Genomic DNA, 15,577 nt, shown 5'->3' on the forward strand with positions numbered 1-15,577 from the left:
TCTGTTACCCCTGACGCTCCGCGAGCAGCGACAGCGCATTAACGGTCGCAACCGCGACCGGACTTCCGCCTTTGCGGCCGATATTCGTGATGAACGGCACGTCCAGCTTCAGCAGCTCTTCCTTCGATTCCGCCGCCGACACGAAGCCGACCGGGACACCGATGATTAAACCGGGACGCGCTTCGCCCTCCTTGACGAGCCGAATCAGCTCCAGCAGCGCCGTCGGAGCGTTGCCGATCGCATAGATCGCGCCGTCCGCTTCCCGCGCCGCCTTGCGCGTCGCGATGATCGCGCGCGTCGTATTGAGCCGCTTCGCCTCCTGCATCACGTCGGGATCGGATATGTACACCCGCACCTCGCCCCCGAACTTCTCCAGACGCGGCTTGCTGATGCCGACCTGCACCATCTGCACATCCGCCACGATCGGCTTGCCGCTGCGGATCGCCTGAATACCGGCCTGTACGGCATCCGGATGAAACACGAGGCTGCGCCCCAGCTCGAAATCGGCCGAAGCATGAATAACCCGCTGCACGACTTTATACTGCTCCTCGGCATAATCGTGCGGGCCGAATTCCTCCGTAATCATCTCGAAGCTTTTTTCTTCAATTTCCTGCGGCTGTACGGTCACCGGTTTAAAATCCGTGCGAAAATCCATTACCGACGCACCTCCTGTGCAATTTGTCCGAGCTCGGCGAGCACGCCGTCAAACTCCGTGTAGACGACCCCGTAATCAAGCGCCGGCCGACCGATCACAATCGTGTCGATGTCCATCTCAAGCGCGGCCGACAGCTTCTCTTCCACGGCGCCGACTTGTCCGCTTTCCTTCGTGATCAGCACCGTGACGCCGTAATGCCGATAGAACGCCTGATTGATTTCCTTCGAAAATGGCCCCTGCATGGCCACGATGTTCCTCTGCTCGACGCCGAGCTGCTCGCACTTCTCCATGTTGTCTTTACGGGGCAGCATGCGCGCGACCAGCGTCGTATCCGGCAGCCCGACCAGCTTCTCGGCAAACACCTGCAGCGTCTTGCTGCCCGTGGCGAGGAATACGACACCGCGCTTTTGCGCCGCCAATTCCGCCGCCTGCTCGTAGTCGTCGACGAAGGAAAGGCGCGGGTGGGCGGCGAACTTCCCGCGCTCGCGCTCATAGCGGACGTAAGGCACGTCCGCCGTGCGGGCCGCCGCCATCGCATTGCGCGACGCTTCCTCGGCGAACGGGTGCGTCGCGTCGACGACCGCCTGGACGCTGCGGCTGCGGATCAGCTCCACGAGCGCCGCTTCGGACAGCCTCCCGACCTGCGTCGGAACACCGGCCTCCATGAGGCTCTTCGCCGCACTCTCGGTGACGACGGTCGCCAGCAGCTCGTAGCCGGCTTGCCGGATGCGTATTGCCAGCTCACGCGCGTCGCTCGTTCCGGCCATGACGAGGATCATGCGGGCACCTCCTTCGTAGAAGCCGGAGACGGCGCTGCCTCCTGCGGCTGCTCGCGATGCTGATCCTGTTGTTCATGGCCGGGATGGCGCTTATGCTCATGATCATGATCATCGGCATGCGCGTGGACATGGCTGTGTTCCTGTTGATGCTTAGGTTCGTGGTCATGCTCGTGCTCGTCGCCGTGCGCATGAATGTGTTCGTGCTCATGGTTATGAGCGTGCTCGTCGCCGTGTGCATGACGGTGCCCGTGCTCATGTTCGTGACGGTGCTCGTGCTCATGATGATGATCGTGCCCATGGTGATGACTGTGGTCATGATCATGATCATGGTGATGATGCTTCATCGCTTCCAGCCGGAATTGACACATGTCGCAATTCATCCGCACCTGCCCCTGCAGCGCTTCCTGTGCGCGCTCCCGCATAATCTCGCGCAGCATCGGGTGGAACCCGAAGTATTCGGCAAGCACGAACTCGCGGTCCGGATACGTCTCCGCGAACGAGGCCGTCAGCTGCTCCAGCCTCTTGATCAGTACGCCCGTGAACAAAAAGTACGGCAGCAGCACGATGCGTTTCGCGCCCAGCCTGACACAGCGGTCCACGCCTTCGTCGGCCCGCGGGGCGGTTACGCCGATGAACGCCGTCTCGACCCATTGCACGTTGAGCCGTTCCCACAGCAACCGGGATATTTTAAACAAATCGCTGTTCGCATCGGCGTCGCTGCTTCCTCTTCCGATCAATAGCAGCGCCGTATCCGGCGATTCGATCAAACCGTCGACACCGGCCTCCGCCAGCCGGGTCTGCAAAATATCCAGCGCCAGCTCGTGCACGCCGATCGGTCGGCTGTAAATAAATTCGACACCGGGAAACTGACGCTTCGCCTCATCCATAGCCGCCGGAATATGGAGCTTCGCATGTCCCGCCGCAAACAGCGTAATCGGCACAACGCCAACCCGGGTCGCCCCCCGGGCGACGCACGCGGCAAAGCCTTCCCGCATGGAAGGGGACTCGAACTCCAAAAAACATGTTTCTACAATCGGCACATCCAGCCCGTTCTCCACCGAACGGACAAAGGCGCGCACCTCTTCGTTTCCTTCCGGATCACGGCTTCCGTGACCGACAAATAACAAGGCGTCCATCTACGATCCGCCTCCCTTCGTTTAATCGCCGCAGACGGCATTTTCAATCTTGAACACCGGCACTTCCCGGTAACGATATCCTTCAAGCTCCTTGATCCGGCTATAATATTTATGAAAACGCTCGTTCGGATGGGCCTCATCCGCATACCGCCTGACGATCCGCTCCACCGTCTCCAGCAAGCGATCCGGCTCTACGCCTTCAGCCACCGGGATGCCCGGATGAGCGTTGCGGCCGACCGTTTTGCCGCCGAGGAACAGATCGAACTTTTCCTTGCGGTACACGATGCCGATATCTTCCCGCACCGCGCCGTAACAAGCCATTCCGCAGCCGTTGAAACCGATGCGCAGCTCCTTTGGCACCTTCAGGCCGCCGATTCGCTGCTGCAGATCCTCCAAGTAAGGAACCGAATCCGCTTTGTCCATATTGCAAAAATCGCATGCCTTGATTTGCGCGACATCGCCGACCGGCGCCAGCAGCAGCCCAGCCGCCTCCAGCCGCGATACCGCCTGCTGCGGCTCCGAAGTCACGAGCCTCACAAGCCATTGATGATGCGGCGTATATTCAATCGAACCGTCTTCGCCCACGATGTCGGCCAGCAGCGTCAGTTGGGCGGCCGTCAATCTCTTCTCCGCGAGCCCGGGGCTGACGGCGAACTCGAGAATCTCCCGCCGCCGGAACGGATCGCTTTCGCGCTGCCAGGACGGTGTCTCGGCCGGCGCTCCGGCGTTCGCCGCACCGCGCTGCGTCTCCACGAGCCGCAGCGCCTCGAGCGCCAACGCTAGCGGCGACGCGGCAGCGTCCCCCGCTGCGCCCTCCGCTTCCTTCGCAGCCGTCGCCTCTGCGGCAGCCGCTTCGCTCTTCGCCGCTCCCGCTGCCGGCTCTCGCTCCGCCGTCGCAACAGCGCCTTCCCGCGCTTCGAGCGACCACGGCTCCGCCTCGGCGCGCAGCCGCTCATGCGGCTTCAACGGCTGCACGTCCGCGCCGAGCGTATACTTGCGCTGGTAGCCGCGCGGCGTAATCATCAGACCGTCGTAGACGACCGTCGCCGAGTTGCCGATAATAACCGTCGTCAGCATGCCGATGTCGTGCTCCAGCATGCGTTCGAGCGTCGTGATGGCAATCTCTTCCCGGTCCCGGTAGGCGCTTTTGACAATACCAACCGGCGTTTGCGGCGACCGGTAACGCAGCAGCACGCTGCGCGTCTCGACGATTTGCCGGGTGCGCCGGCCGCTTCGCGGGTTATATAACGCGATGACGAAGTCGGCCGCCGCCGCCGCTTCGACCCGCCTAATAATGAGGTCCCAGGGCGTCAAATGGTCGCTCAGGCTGATCGTGCAGGCATCGTGCATGATCGGCGCGCCAAGCAGCGAACCCGTCGAGTTGATCGCCGAGATGCCCGGAATCACCTCCACGTTGACACCGGTGTCCCGACGCCAGCCTTGCTCCATCAATACTTCGTAGACGAGGCCGGCCATCCCGTACACCCCCGCGTCCCCGCTCGAGATAACCGCGACTTTCCGGCCGGCCTGCGCCTGCCGAACCGCCTCCTGCGCCCGGCTGACCTCCTCGGTCATCCCGGTACGTACGATATGCTGCCCGCTCAGTAAACCGCGGATCAAATCCACGTATGTGTTGTAGCCGATGATGACCTCGCTCTCCATGATCGCTTCTTTCGCCGCTTGCGTCATATGCTCGAAGCTGCCGGGGCCAAATCCGATAACCGATAGCTTGCCTTTCATCGTTTCGTCCTCCCTTCCAGTCGCTGAACGATAATAGCGGAACCATCAAACAAACCAACCCACGCAAAAAAAGCATCCTTCCTCTCGGAAAGATGCTTGACGATAAAGTGAACCGGCTGCTGCCGGGGTAAATTCCCGCGCGTTTGCCGAATATGACGGCAAGCGCTTGGCTCTAACCCGCAGTACGCCTGAACCCATTCCCGTACACCCCCCTATCCGCGTAGGCTTTCTGGTGACTTTGCCGCTCTCGTCGCGTTCGATCGTGACAAGGCAGCGGAAAACAGGCAGGTCTCCTGACTTGCGTCTCATCGCTTTTTCACGCGCCTTCCCATCGACGAATCGACAGTGGCCTGGGTCGGAAAAAGCTCCTCGCTTACAGTGGCGGGACCGTGCCGGACTTACACCGGCTTCCCTATTAAGCCGATACGCGCAATGGCGGCATATCGGCACCTGTTCTCTGAACTCAATATAAAATTAGGTACGTATTCACGCATTTCTTTGATAATCAACTCCCATGATAGCACGATTATTTCAAGACTGTCCAACTCTTTGTCGGAAAGGGAGCTTGATGCGGGAGGTTGAGATGACACGCGTCAGGAGTGCTTGCCGCTTTTGTCGCCGCGCTGGGCGCCCGGCCTGATGCCTATGCCCCGTGGTCACGCAAGTCTTCGGCCAGCTGCGGTTATGGCTTTTCATCAGAGCCGGGATCGGATATGCTGAAATAAAGGCAAAACCGCCGCTGAAAGGAGCCTCTTGTCAAATGAATCACGAGTTATTGATCGCCCTGGCGTTGAAGAAACCCGGAACCAGTCTGCGTTACCCGTTCGAGCCCGATCTTCCGGTGCTTTATGTCGGCAGCAAAATGTTCGCCTTATTAGGCCATCAATCCGGCGTCCCGAGCGTCAATCTGAAGGCCGATCCGGACACAATCTGGCTGATGCGCCAGACGTATCCAGACACCGTGCTGCCGGGATATCATATGAACAAAAGGCATTGGAATACCGTCATCTTGAACGGAAAGCTGGCGGATGAGGAGCTTGAGAACATGCTTGAAGAGTCGTATCAGCTTGTCAGACGGAACTTGTCAAAAGCGGAGAAGGAAGCGATCTGGGGCCCCGGGCAGCGAAAGAGCTGAACCTCTTAACGTTACTCCCCGCGATGTGTATCCCGTGCCGTGAATGCGGCGATCGCGCCGAGCAAGATCAGCATGGAGGCCGCCCACAGGACGCCGCCAATGCCGAGCCACAGCGAGTTTCCTTCCGAAGCCATCGAAGGGTGCGTCGGCCTCGTGCCGATCGCCTTCAGACAGCAGGCCACCGCTGCGCTGAACACCACGAAATGCGCGATCACCCACCCGAAGGCGCTGCGGTATACTTCTTTTCGCCCTTTTATCCAAAGCAAAATGACAAAAACAAACGAAATGCCCATGACGATGCCGAAACCGCCGACGAGCAGCGCCATCGTTTCCTGTTCCATCGGTAACAAGGCTGTTCCCCTCCCCCTGGTACGTTTTTCATAGGGATTCCCCCGTTCCTCGTGGACGGCCCGGGATAGATACATGTTTCTTCCCGCCGCAAGCCCTTCCCTCTACGAACGATTCGGAATGACAACGACGGAATTAAAGTAACGCAGAAAGTCGCACATCATTTTAAACTTCACCATGTAATCCTCGAAGCTTCCCTGCATGCCTTCGGCCAACTGATGAAGCTGCCAGGCGTTGCGGTACAGAAATTCGAGCACTTGCTCCTCGGTTTTAGGCTTATGCAGGTCCGTGCCGTGAAGAATTTCGAATTCCAGCAGTATCCTGCCTCTGTAATAAGGATGCACGTTCACCACGTTGCCGGGGTTCGGATTCGGTTCGATGTAGGCCAGACCTGTTTGTTCGAAAGGCAGCATCAGCAGGTTCGTAACCCGGTCTTCCAGCTGTACGGTATAAGCCAGTCCGTGATGAAGCGAGATCATAAACGGATAATTGTCAAACTCTTTCTTTTTGAGACGTTCATAAAAGAACTCTAAAAATGACGGCATGGTTCCACCCTTTTTCGCAATCTCTCTCAACTTGAATTTTCGTAAGCGCTCTTCTTTCAGCTTCCGCCGATTCGAACATCTTCCGATGAAAATATTACTATAAGTTTACACGATCTACCACTCGCGTAGTGAAAAGCCCGCAAAAAAAAAGACGCCAGGCAAATTCCCCCAGCGTCTGGCGTCTTATTCAAGCGTCACATTTCGGCCTGCCACGCCCTTCGACGTGCTCCTATCCTTGAAGCGCTCTGCGGTAAACATGACGAATATCGTCTAAAGTTAAGGCTTTGGGACTCCTCTGCAGCAAGCGTGTTTGCTTGGCTCCGTCCTGGGCCAGCAGCTCGATATCCTTCTCTTCAATGCCATAGGCCTGAAGGGAGGACGGGATGCCGACATCTTGAGTCAGGTCGCGAATCGCCTGAAGCGCGGCGAGCGCATTGTCCCGAGTGGATGCCTCTTTGCGTCCTACCCCCATAACGAAGGCAACCTTCTCCATCTTCTCCAGGCAGGAGGGAAGAATAAATTCATACACATAAGGCAGCATGAGAGCGTTCGATTCCCCGTGTGAAATATGGAATAATCCGCCGAGCGGGTAAGCCAGCGCATGAACGCCGGCCGTCCCTGCATTGAAGAAGGCCATTCCCGCCAGCATACTCCCCCAGGACATAGCTCTTCTTGCCTCTTGATCGTGGCCTTGCCATACCGCTTTGCGAAGATTTTTGGCGATCAAATCCATCGCTTCCAACGCCAGCGCATCCGTGAGCGTAGAGGATTGGATCGACGTATAAGCTTCAAGCGCGTGAGTGAAGGCATCTACGCCAGTGGCAGCCGTTACACGGGGTGGAACGCTGTACGTGAATTCTGGGTCTACAATCGCGACATCCGCCAGCAGGTAGTTGTGGGTAATGACGTCCTTGGTTGACTCCAGGTTAAAGACGGCGATATCCGTTACCTCAGACCCTGTCCCTGATGTTGTCGGGATCAGGATTTTCGGAAGCCCCTTATGCTGCAGCTTCCTGGTGCCGGTCAAATTTAAATAATCCGCTATGCTGCCCTCATGTGTCGCAAGCACCGCAGCGGCCTTGGCGATATCCAGCGCGCTGCCCCCTCCGACCGCGATCACCAGCTCCGCTCCGGAGTTTCTGACCGCATCGACCGCTTGATCGCCGATAGCGACCGGCGGTTCGGGCACGATTTGGTCGTAGACCGAATATTCGATGCCATGCTCAGACAGAATGTGTTCTACTTTGCTTATGGCACCTGACGTAACGAGAAACGGGTCTGCGAAAACGATCACGCGACGGACTCCTAACGCTTGGCATTCGTCGCTAATTTTTCGGACACAACCTTCTCCGAAATGAATTTTTACGGGAGAAATAAATGTACTCATCCTGCACACTCCTTTATTGAAGATCATCTCTTTCATCTCGGTGACGCCAAATCCCGGAGCTTTTGCCGAATTAAGCTGTATCAGGTCGTTTCAGGCGTTCGGTTCCTCCTGTCCTTTTTCAGCCAATCCATCAATTCCTGCTCTCGCTCCCGGTTCATCTGCCGGGAGAACGCCGGCGTCCATTCATAAAAGCCTTTTCCGTTTTTTTGTCCGTAGCTGCCGCTGTCGACGAGCGCGCGCATCGCCGGCAACGATGCGGAATGCGTGCTCAAATCGGGGAACAAATAACCGGAAATCGAATCAAATACATCAAGCCCTCCCATATCGGCCGTCATGAACGGACCTGTAACCGGGAGTCTCCTTCCGATGCTGTATTTAACGGCCGTATCGATATCCTCTATGGTTGCAACACCCATCTCCGCTATATATTGAGCTTCACGGAACAGCGCGTATTGCAGACGGTTCACGATCGAACCCAGCACATCTTTTTTGAGCTCGACAGGTTTTTTGTCCATGTGATTCAACAGATTCATCGCGCGCTGGGCCGCTTCATCCGATGTCTCCGCACCGCGAACGACTTCCACGAGAGGGATGAGGTGAGCGGGATTCCAAAAGTGCGTCACTAGAATACGATGCTTATAGCGGGCTTTCCATGCGATGTCCGTCGGACTTAACCCCGACGTATTGCTGGCGAGAATGACGTCCTCCCCGCATAAACGATCGAGCTTTTCAAACCAGATCTGCTTCAGCGGCAAATTCTCCGGAATCGCTTCTATCACAAAGGTGGCGCCGGAGAGACAAGCTTCCAAAGCAGTCGTGAAGCGAATGCGCTGTTCGATCCCGATTTGCTCGGCGTCTGTGATTAATTGATTGTCCCGCAGAATGGCAAGCTTCTCCTCAATGCCGGCCTTCCCTTTATTCAAATCGTGCAAATCGGCTGCCCAAACCTGTACAGGCATCCCGGCCCAAGCCGCGGTCAAAGCAATCGAATGCCCCATCGTACCTGCGCCGATCACAGCCAACTGTTCGTGCATAGCCCTCTCCCCCTTCCTTATATCGCCGTCCAGCCGCCATCGACGCGGATCGTTTCTCCCGTGACGGAGCCGGCCAGATCGGAAGCCAGGTAAAGGACGGCTCCCGTTACATCCTGAGGCCTCGCCATCCGTCCGAGCGGGATGCGGCGCAGGACATCCTCCATGAACGATGGATCGGTGAGCATCTTGGCCGTAAGCTCGGTCTCAATAAAGGTAGGCGCTACGGCATTGACGAGCACGCCCTGGGAAGCCCATTCAACCGCAAGAGCGCGGGTCAGCTGCACCACCCCGCCTTTGCTCGAGCAGTACGCCGCCCGGTTGAAATAGCCGACAAAAGCCATTTGGGAGGCGATGTTGATTATTCGGCCTCCCCCTTGTTTAAGCATGACCTCCCCTGCGCGCTGGCAAGCAAAAAAAGTGCCTTTCAGGTTCGTATCCAGCACCCGGTCCCAATCTTCTTCGGTCACTTCCAGGGCAGGCTTCGCAATATTAATCCCTGCATTATTGACCCATATATCGATCCGGCCGAACCGTTCCAAGGCCGTATCGCCCAATTGCCGGATGTCGCTCACTTTCTGCATATCGCATGCCATGGCGAGGCTTTGCGGCGCGTGCAGTTGAAGCTCCCGGCAAGTCTGGTTCAAAGCGGTTACGTCTCTCCCCGTAATGATCACACGGGCGCCCAATTTAGCGAACGATAGCGCGATGTCTTTCCCGATCCCCTTGTTCCCGCCCGTCACGATCACAACTTTTCCTTGCAGGCTGTCAAAGTTCATGCTTTCACCCACCGTATCAAAAATAAAACAGGCGCCGCAGACGCCTGTTTGGGGTTACTGCCCTTCGTAAGCATCCCGGTAGATCGCTTCGATTTCTTTCACCGTGAGCCAACGTGGATTATTATTTAACAGGCGGTCAATTTTGCTGGCTTCTTCAGCCAAAGCGGGAATATCGTCTTCCGTTACGCCAACGTCCCGCAATGTGGATGGAATCCCGACATCCCGTGACAATCTGGCCAGGGCATGAACCGCTGTTTCCGCTGCATCGCGCAAAGAAAGTCCTTCCGTGTTCTCTCCCAATGCCTTGGCTACCTGTGCAAACTTTTCCAGATTGGCGAGCACATTATATTTCATCACATAAGGCAGCAGCAATGAATTCGCCACGCCATGCGGAACTTTAAATTTGCCGCCCAACGGGTAAGCTAACGCATGAACCGCTCCTACTCCCGCATTGCCGAGGGAGATGCCGGCCATTAAACTGCCCATCGCCATATCCTCGCGGGCTTGAATGTTCTTGCCGTTATATACGGCAGTACGAATGGAGCGCGATATTAATTGAATCGCATGAAGCGCAATGCCGTCCGTCAACTCCGATGCGCGCTGGGCCGTGTAGGATTCCACAGCGTGGACTAATGCATCCATACCCGTAGCCGCCGTTACCGCAGGCGGTACGGAGACCGTCAAGGCTGCGTCTACGATTGCAACATCCGGGAGAAGATAGGGACTTACAATCCCTTTTTTCACGTTATCCCGAATATCCGTAAAAATGGCGTTGTACGTCACTTCAGAGCCCGTTCCTGCTGTCGTCGGGATTAAAATAAAAGGAATGCCTTTGTTCCGTACCTTCTCGATGCCGACCAATTCCCGTACATCGCCCGGGTTGGTCATCATAATGGCCAAGGCTTTGGTGACATCTAATGCGCTTCCCCCGCCGATTCCGACGAACACGTCATAGCCTTGATCGCGAATGCCGCGCGCAATTTGCTCGAGATTTTCAAACGGAGGCTCGGGAACGACTTCGTCGATAATATCGACTTGAATATTCTCGGCTTCTAACGGATCGGTTACTTGCTTGACCAATCCGGTTTGGTTCAATACTTTATCGGTAATGACCAGTACTTTGCGAGCTCCCAATTTGACAGCCTGGACTCCGACTTGCTGTACAGACCCGGTTCCTGTTAGTAGCACGTTCGGCATTCGGAAAATAGAAGATACACTCATGCTGCTTCCCCCTTAAAGTAAGCGGACTCCGATAAACTTCGTTTCGGTCATGTCCTCAATCGCATATTTGACGCCTTCCTTGCCAAGTCCGCTCAATTTCACTCCGCCGTACGGAATATGATCGGTGCGGACCGTCGATACTTCATTAATCCATACGCCGCCGGTTTCCAGCAGTTCAGCGATGCGGAACGCCCGGTTAATATCCGAGGTAAACACCCCTGCCTGGAGACCGTAGTCCGAATCGTTCGCTGCGGCGATGACTTCCTCTTCCGTTTCAAACGGAATCACCGTAATGAGCGGAGCGAACACTTCTTGGCAAACGACTTTCATATGATGCTTGGTATCGGTAATTATGGTTGGGGAGACGATATTTCCGTTTCTTTCCCCGCCAACAAGAATAGTCGCTCCTTCCGAAGCCGCTTCGCGGATCCATTCCTCCGCTCGAATGGCGGCCTGCTCCGTGATCATCGGTCCGATATCCGTCGATTCCAGGGCGGGATCTCCGATTCTGAGGCTGGCTACTTTAGGAACAAGCCGGTCCAATAGAGGCTGGTACACGTCCTTCTGGACATACACCCGTTGCACCGAAATGCAGGCTTGACCTGCAAACGTAAATCCGCCTTTGAGAATGCTTTCTACGGCAATGTCCAAGTTAGCGTCATTGAAAATAAGATTAGGCGAATTGGAGCCGAGCTCCAGCGTTACTTTACGCGGACCTGCCATCTCTTTAATTTTCCATCCTACCGGGCCGCTTCCCGTAAAGGTTACTTTTTTGACCAGCGGATGCGTGACAAGCGGCTCGACCAAGTCAACCCCGGTGCCATTGACGACGTTCAAGGCCCCTTTGGGGTAACCGGCTTCCTCCAGCAATCTGGCTAGCTTCATCGCAGACAGCGGCGTTTTCTCCGCCGGCTTTAACACGACGGTGCAGCCTGCGGCAAAGGCCGTCGCCAATTTATGAAGCACGAGATTAAGCGGGAAATTGAAGGGCGTAATTGCCGCAACAACGCCAACCGGATACCTTTTGGCAAAGCCGATCCGATTTTCTCCGCCGATGGCGCTGTCCATCTTAATAAGCTCGCCGTCATTGGCTTTGGCCTCTTCCGACGCAAAACGTATCACTTGAATGGCGCGCCCTACTTCTCCCCGGGCGTCGCGAATCGGTTTGCCCGCTTCCGCCATGAGCAGCCTTGCAAAATCTTCCGCCTGAGCTTCCAGGCTATCCGCTGCTTTTCGTAAAATCTCCGAGCGCCGGTAGGCCGGCATCTTCTTCATCGTTTCATGGAATACGCGGTAAGCCGTTTGAACCGCTTGCTCGATATCCTCGCGCGTACCGTATTCCACGACGCCTACAACCTCGCCGTTATAAGGGCTTCTGATTTCGTGCTCTTCGCGTCCCTCTCCCCGTACTTCGATGCCATTAATTAATGATCCGATATGCATCTCTCTCATCTCCTCCTCCTACATACCCAGGAATGCTTTCTTCACGTGATCGTTGTGCAGCAGCTCTTGTCCGGTTCCTTCCAAGCTTATGGATCCATTCTCCAGCACATAACAGCGGTCTACAATTTGCAAGGTTTGCTTCACGTTCTGTTCAACCAGCATAATCGTAATGCCTTGACTGCTGATCTGTCTAATGAGACTGAACAGATTTTGAACCAGCAGAGGAGACAGGCCCAGCGAAGGCTCATCGAACATAAGCAGCTTCGGTCTGCTCATCAAGGCTCTGCCGATGGCTACCATTTGCTGCTCCCCGCCCGAGAGGGTTTTGGAAATTTGCTTCTTTCTTTCCTCCAGGCGCGGAAGCAGCTTGTATACTTCCTTCAAGGTTTCATTTCTAACTTTTCGTGCTTCCGGATGGGAGGAGCCGAGCAGCAGATTTTCTTCCACGGTCATGATCGGAAACAGCTTTCGGCCTTCCGGCACTTGAACGATGCCCATCGGCACCCGATCATGGGCCTCTACCGCCGTTGCGTCTTTACCCATAAACTCGATGGTTCCGCTCGTTAATTTGCGAAGTCCGGATATTGCATTAATGGTGGTGGATTTACCGGCGCCATTGGAGCCGACGATGCTGACGATTTCCCCTTCGTTAACCTGGATATTGACGTTCGCCAGAGCCTGCATGCCGCCGTAATGTACACTCAGATTTTTCACTTTAAGCATGATGATCATCCCCCAGATACGCTGAAATAACCTGTGGATTTTGCGTAACCTCTTGCGGCGTTCCTTCGGCGATCGGTTCGCCGTAGCTGATGACAAGCACACGCTCGCACAAGGCCATGACCGCTCTCATGACATGCTCGATCATGAGAACCGTGACCCCTGATTGTTGAATGCGTCTAATTAATTCCACCGCTTCATCTACTTCGCTTGGCGTCAGTCCTGCCAGCACCTCATCCAGCAGTATCAACTTAGGCTGGGTCGCAAGCGCTTTTGCGACTTCCAAGCGTTTGCGGTCGACAATCGTCAAGTTTTTGGCCAATAAGTCTTTCCGGCTCTCCAAGCCGACCAGCTTGACGACTTCTTCCGCCTTTTGCAGCGCTTCGCTCCTGCTGTTCGTTCTTGCAAACGCGCCTACGGCCACATTATATAGCACCGTCTTCGAACCGAACGGCTTCACGATCTGGAACGTTCTTCCGATCCCTTCGCGGCACAGCTCGTACGGGGGTTTTCCCACAATATTTTTGTCATTAAACACAATGCTTCCGGAATCCGGACGGATATATCCGGAGATTTGATTGAAGAGAGTCGATTTACCGGCGCCATTGGGCCCGATAACCCCGAAAATTTGACCTTCCTGCACACGGATCGATAAATTTTTGGTTACCGTTAATCCGCCAAAGCTTTTATTTAAATTTTGGATCTCAAGCACGGCCATCCTGGTTCCTCCCCTCTTTTACGCCCATCGCCACTTTCTTTTTGAATGACAGTTTTTTGGAAAGGAAGTTTTGCAGCGGCTCCACGATTCCTTTAGGCCAGAATACAATAACGATCGTGACGATAATGCCGTAGATGACCAGATGAAGCCCTGGAATTCCATCTCCAAGGTACACGCGCGACACTTCGCCCACGGTCCCAAGCAATATCGCACCAATGAACGGTCCGAACACCGTTCCGATTCCGCCTACGATGGCGTTGAACACCATATGAGCGGACATTTCCGCACCTGCAACCGTATCCGGCTGCAAGATCCCCATCAGCTGACCGAAGAACGTACCTCCGATAGCGGTGAAAAATCCGCTGATCGCTGCGGCGTACAGCTTTACTCTTGCCGTATTAATGCCCAGTGCTTTGGCCGCTTCTTCATCCTCACGGATGGCCGTCAAGTAAAATCCGAGCTTCGACCGCTCAATATACCAGGATACGAAAAGAACAATCGCGGTAAAAGCGAGAATGATATAGTAGTACGGCACACTGGAGAGAAACTGAAAGCTTGCAATACCGCCGTCGGTTACGAGCGGAATGATCAATCCTTCGGAGGAGCCCAGCTCAATCGGACCAATCTTGGGCACCGATTTCAGAATCGTGAGCAAGCCGCCGGAAAAGGCAACCGTCGCGATAGCGAAATAAGCGCCTTTGAAGCGAAATGTCGGAATCCCGATTAATACCGATATGATGGCAACCACGATACCGCCGATCAGCATCCCGATCCAGGGACTCAAGCCGGTATTCATAAACAACAGCGTGGAAACGTATCCGCCGATTGCCATGAAAGCCGCATGACCGAAGGACAATTGCCCCGCGTACCCGCCGACAATGTTCCAGCTGGTAGCCAGATACGCATTCAGAAGAATAAAGACACAGCTTTTCAATAAATATTCGTCATTTCCTAACAACGGGGGCACGGCTGCAAAGATGAGCCCGACGATAATGATAGGTAGAAACTTCTTCATCATATCACTCCTATTACCAATCATGTGGAGAGCCGAATAGCCCCGACGGACGAATCGTTAAGAATAACAAGAACCCAAACAGGACGAATGCCGGCGCTAATGTTTGAGCAACATATAAGGTGGCAACGGATTCTACGATGCCTATAAGCAAGCCGCCGATGATCGCTCCCGGAATGCTGCCCAGGCCCCCTAATACGACGGTGACGAAAGCCGTTGTGCCAAACAAGCCGCCGATAGTCGGATATAACTGGTTGAACGGCAGCAACGCTACGCCAGCCGTCCCAAGCAGCGCCATGCCCATACCGAATGCAATATTGAACGTTTTTCCGATGTTAATTCCCATTAATTTGGCTGCGTTCCTGTCTTGTCCTACTGCACGAATCTGACGGCCAATTTCCGTTTTATTCATGATCCAATAGAAAATAGCCGTCACAATAATACAAAGAACAAAAGCATAGACGCGGGAAAGACCATTCGTAACCCCTAAGAACGTAACGGTGGCGTCTGAAAAAGAGGTTTTGATCGTCCGATAATCGCCGCCGAAGGTAGCAAGAATTCCATTATCCAATACGATCGAAACGGAAGCCGTTAACAGCAGGGCGCCAACCGGCTCGCGCACATCCGCTTCTTTATTCAGCACGGGTTGAACCAAAAACTTGTTAACCCCGTAGCCGATGAGAAACATAGCGGGAACCACAATCAGGAGGGATACATAGGGATGCAGCCCAAGAGAAGTAATCCCGAAATAAGACAGGAACATAGCAATCATCAAAAACGAACCGTGACCGAAGTTAATTACCTTCATAATGCCGAAAATCAGGGTTAAACCTAGTGCAATGAGCCCATAAACCGAACCCATTAAAATCCCATGAACCAGCGCTTGACTCACGAATACTCCTCCTTTACCGCTTGGGTAAGAGAAGAG

General features: G+C 55.0%; 16 protein-coding genes and 1 riboswitch. Of the genes, 1 reads left to right on the forward strand and 15 read right to left on the reverse strand.

The features are described 5' to 3' along the window. Positions 1-4: 4 nt before the first annotated feature. From ACZ439_RS07700 to cobJ, 4 genes are read right to left on the reverse strand one after another with little or no spacing between them, the layout of a single operon-like run. Complete coding sequence (locus ACZ439_RS07700) at positions 5-655, reverse strand: precorrin-8X methylmutase (protein WP_127608259.1); 651 nt, start codon at positions 653-655, stop codon at positions 5-7. Next, the gene (gene cobK / locus ACZ439_RS07705) at positions 655-1,434 is read right to left on the reverse strand and encodes a precorrin-6A reductase (protein ID WP_054798272.1); all 780 of its coding nucleotides are present in this window, start codon (positions 1,432-1,434) and stop codon (positions 655-657) included. The genes ACZ439_RS07700 and cobK overlap by 1 nt, the downstream gene beginning before the upstream one ends. Then, a complete protein-coding gene (locus ACZ439_RS07710) occupies positions 1,431-2,570 on the reverse strand; it encodes a sirohydrochlorin chelatase (RefSeq protein ID WP_201319244.1) in 1,140 nt (379 codons plus the stop codon). Before ACZ439_RS07710 ends, cobK begins: the two co-directional genes overlap by 4 nt. 21 nt (positions 2,571-2,591) lie before the next feature. Then, entirely contained in the window at positions 2,592-4,310 is a 1,719-nt protein-coding gene (gene cobJ / locus ACZ439_RS07715; RefSeq protein ID WP_127608261.1) for a precorrin-3B C(17)-methyltransferase, read from the reverse strand. Positions 4,311-4,576: 266 nt separating this feature from the next. Then, a riboswitch (cobalamin riboswitch) is annotated at positions 4,577-4,779 on the reverse strand. 291 nt (positions 4,780-5,070) lie between these two features. Here cobJ and ACZ439_RS07720 point away from each other — a divergent pair. Continuing rightward, the gene (locus ACZ439_RS07720) at positions 5,071-5,445 is read left to right on the forward strand and encodes an MmcQ/YjbR family DNA-binding protein (protein ID WP_054799403.1); all 375 of its coding nucleotides are present in this window, start codon (positions 5,071-5,073) and stop codon (positions 5,443-5,445) included. A gap of 11 nt (positions 5,446-5,456) precedes the next feature. Here the strand turns inward: ACZ439_RS07720 and ACZ439_RS07725 are convergent, their stop codons facing one another. From ACZ439_RS07725 to ACZ439_RS07775, 11 genes are all read right to left on the reverse strand, one after another. Beyond that, positions 5,457-5,795: a hypothetical protein gene (locus ACZ439_RS07725; protein WP_372813143.1), complete on the reverse strand. Its 339-nt coding sequence runs from the start codon at positions 5,793-5,795 to the stop codon at positions 5,457-5,459. Between the two features lie 102 nt (positions 5,796-5,897). Next, complete coding sequence (locus ACZ439_RS07730; RefSeq protein ID WP_054797732.1) at positions 5,898-6,338, reverse strand: hypothetical protein; 441 nt, start codon at positions 6,336-6,338, stop codon at positions 5,898-5,900. Between the two features lie 229 nt (positions 6,339-6,567). Beyond that, entirely contained in the window at positions 6,568-7,725 is a 1,158-nt protein-coding gene (locus tag ACZ439_RS07735) for an iron-containing alcohol dehydrogenase (RefSeq protein WP_054797731.1), read from the reverse strand. Positions 7,726-7,805: 80 nt separating this feature from the next. Then, entirely contained in the window at positions 7,806-8,759 is a 954-nt protein-coding gene (locus tag ACZ439_RS07740) for a 3-hydroxyacyl-CoA dehydrogenase family protein (RefSeq protein WP_464620844.1), read from the reverse strand. Positions 8,760-8,776: 17 nt separating this feature from the next. Beyond that, positions 8,777-9,535, reverse strand: coding sequence for an SDR family NAD(P)-dependent oxidoreductase (locus ACZ439_RS07745; RefSeq protein WP_155614549.1), 759 nt, complete (start codon positions 9,533-9,535; stop codon positions 8,777-8,779). Between the two features lie 54 nt (positions 9,536-9,589). Next, positions 9,590-10,756, reverse strand: a complete 1,167-nt coding sequence (locus ACZ439_RS07750; RefSeq protein ID WP_054797730.1) for an iron-containing alcohol dehydrogenase — start codon at positions 10,754-10,756, stop codon at positions 9,590-9,592. 12 nt (positions 10,757-10,768) lie between these two features. Continuing rightward, positions 10,769-12,199, reverse strand: a complete 1,431-nt coding sequence (locus ACZ439_RS07755; protein WP_127608443.1) for an aldehyde dehydrogenase family protein — start codon at positions 12,197-12,199, stop codon at positions 10,769-10,771. An 18-nt stretch (positions 12,200-12,217) separates the two neighbouring features. Beyond that, complete coding sequence (locus ACZ439_RS07760) at positions 12,218-12,922, reverse strand: ABC transporter ATP-binding protein (protein ID WP_127608435.1); 705 nt, start codon at positions 12,920-12,922, stop codon at positions 12,218-12,220. Next, positions 12,915-13,637, reverse strand: coding sequence for an ABC transporter ATP-binding protein (locus tag ACZ439_RS07765; RefSeq protein WP_464620845.1), 723 nt, complete (start codon positions 13,635-13,637; stop codon positions 12,915-12,917). Before ACZ439_RS07765 ends, ACZ439_RS07760 begins: the two co-directional genes overlap by 8 nt. Beyond that, positions 13,624-14,652 carry a branched-chain amino acid ABC transporter permease gene (locus ACZ439_RS07770; protein ID WP_164751860.1) on the reverse strand — a complete coding sequence of 343 codons (1,029 nt, stop codon included), beginning with the start codon at positions 14,650-14,652 and terminating at the stop codon, positions 13,624-13,626. The genes ACZ439_RS07765 and ACZ439_RS07770 overlap by 14 nt, the downstream gene beginning before the upstream one ends. Positions 14,653-14,665: 13 nt before the next feature. Further along, positions 14,666-15,541, reverse strand: a complete 876-nt coding sequence (locus ACZ439_RS07775) for a branched-chain amino acid ABC transporter permease (RefSeq protein WP_127608432.1) — start codon at positions 15,539-15,541, stop codon at positions 14,666-14,668. Positions 15,542-15,577 lie beyond the last annotated feature (36 nt).

It is taken from the genome of Paenibacillus sp. JCM 9796, assembly GCF_055379675.1.

Bases quoted from the DNA above. Each gene is read 5' to 3' on its own strand.
- ACZ439_RS07700 (WP_127608259.1), bottom strand. From the start codon at position 655: ATGGATTTTCGCACGGATTTTAAACCGGTGACCGTACAGCCGCAGGAA.
- cobK (WP_054798272.1), bottom strand. From the start codon at position 1,434: ATGATCCTCGTCATGGCCGGAACGAGCGACGCGCGTGAGCTGGCAATA.
- ACZ439_RS07710 (WP_201319244.1), bottom strand. From the start codon at position 2,570: ATGGACGCCTTGTTATTTGTCGGTCACGGAAGCCGTGATCCGGAAGGA.
- cobJ (WP_127608261.1), bottom strand. From the start codon at position 4,310: ATGAAAGGCAAGCTATCGGTTATCGGATTTGGCCCCGGCAGCTTCGAG.
- ACZ439_RS07720 (WP_054799403.1), top strand. From the start codon at position 5,071: ATGAATCACGAGTTATTGATCGCCCTGGCGTTGAAGAAACCCGGAACC.
- ACZ439_RS07730 (WP_054797732.1), bottom strand. From the start codon at position 6,338: ATGCCGTCATTTTTAGAGTTCTTTTATGAACGTCTCAAAAAGAAAGAG.
- ACZ439_RS07735 (WP_054797731.1), bottom strand. From the start codon at position 7,725: ATGAGTACATTTATTTCTCCCGTAAAAATTCATTTCGGAGAAGGTTGT.
- ACZ439_RS07740 (WP_464620844.1), bottom strand. From the start codon at position 8,759: ATGCACGAACAGTTGGCTGTGATCGGCGCAGGTACGATGGGGCATTCG.
- ACZ439_RS07745 (WP_155614549.1), bottom strand. From the start codon at position 9,535: ATGAACTTTGACAGCCTGCAAGGAAAAGTTGTGATCGTGACGGGCGGG.
- ACZ439_RS07750 (WP_054797730.1), bottom strand. From the start codon at position 10,756: ATGAGTGTATCTTCTATTTTCCGAATGCCGAACGTGCTACTAACAGGA.
- ACZ439_RS07755 (WP_127608443.1), bottom strand. From the start codon at position 12,199: ATGCATATCGGATCATTAATTAATGGCATCGAAGTACGGGGAGAGGGA.
- ACZ439_RS07760 (WP_127608435.1), bottom strand. From the start codon at position 12,922: ATGCTTAAAGTGAAAAATCTGAGTGTACATTACGGCGGCATGCAGGCT.
- ACZ439_RS07765 (WP_464620845.1), bottom strand. From the start codon at position 13,637: ATGGCCGTGCTTGAGATCCAAAATTTAAATAAAAGCTTTGGCGGATTA.
- ACZ439_RS07770 (WP_164751860.1), bottom strand. From the start codon at position 14,652: ATGAAGAAGTTTCTACCTATCATTATCGTCGGGCTCATCTTTGCAGCC.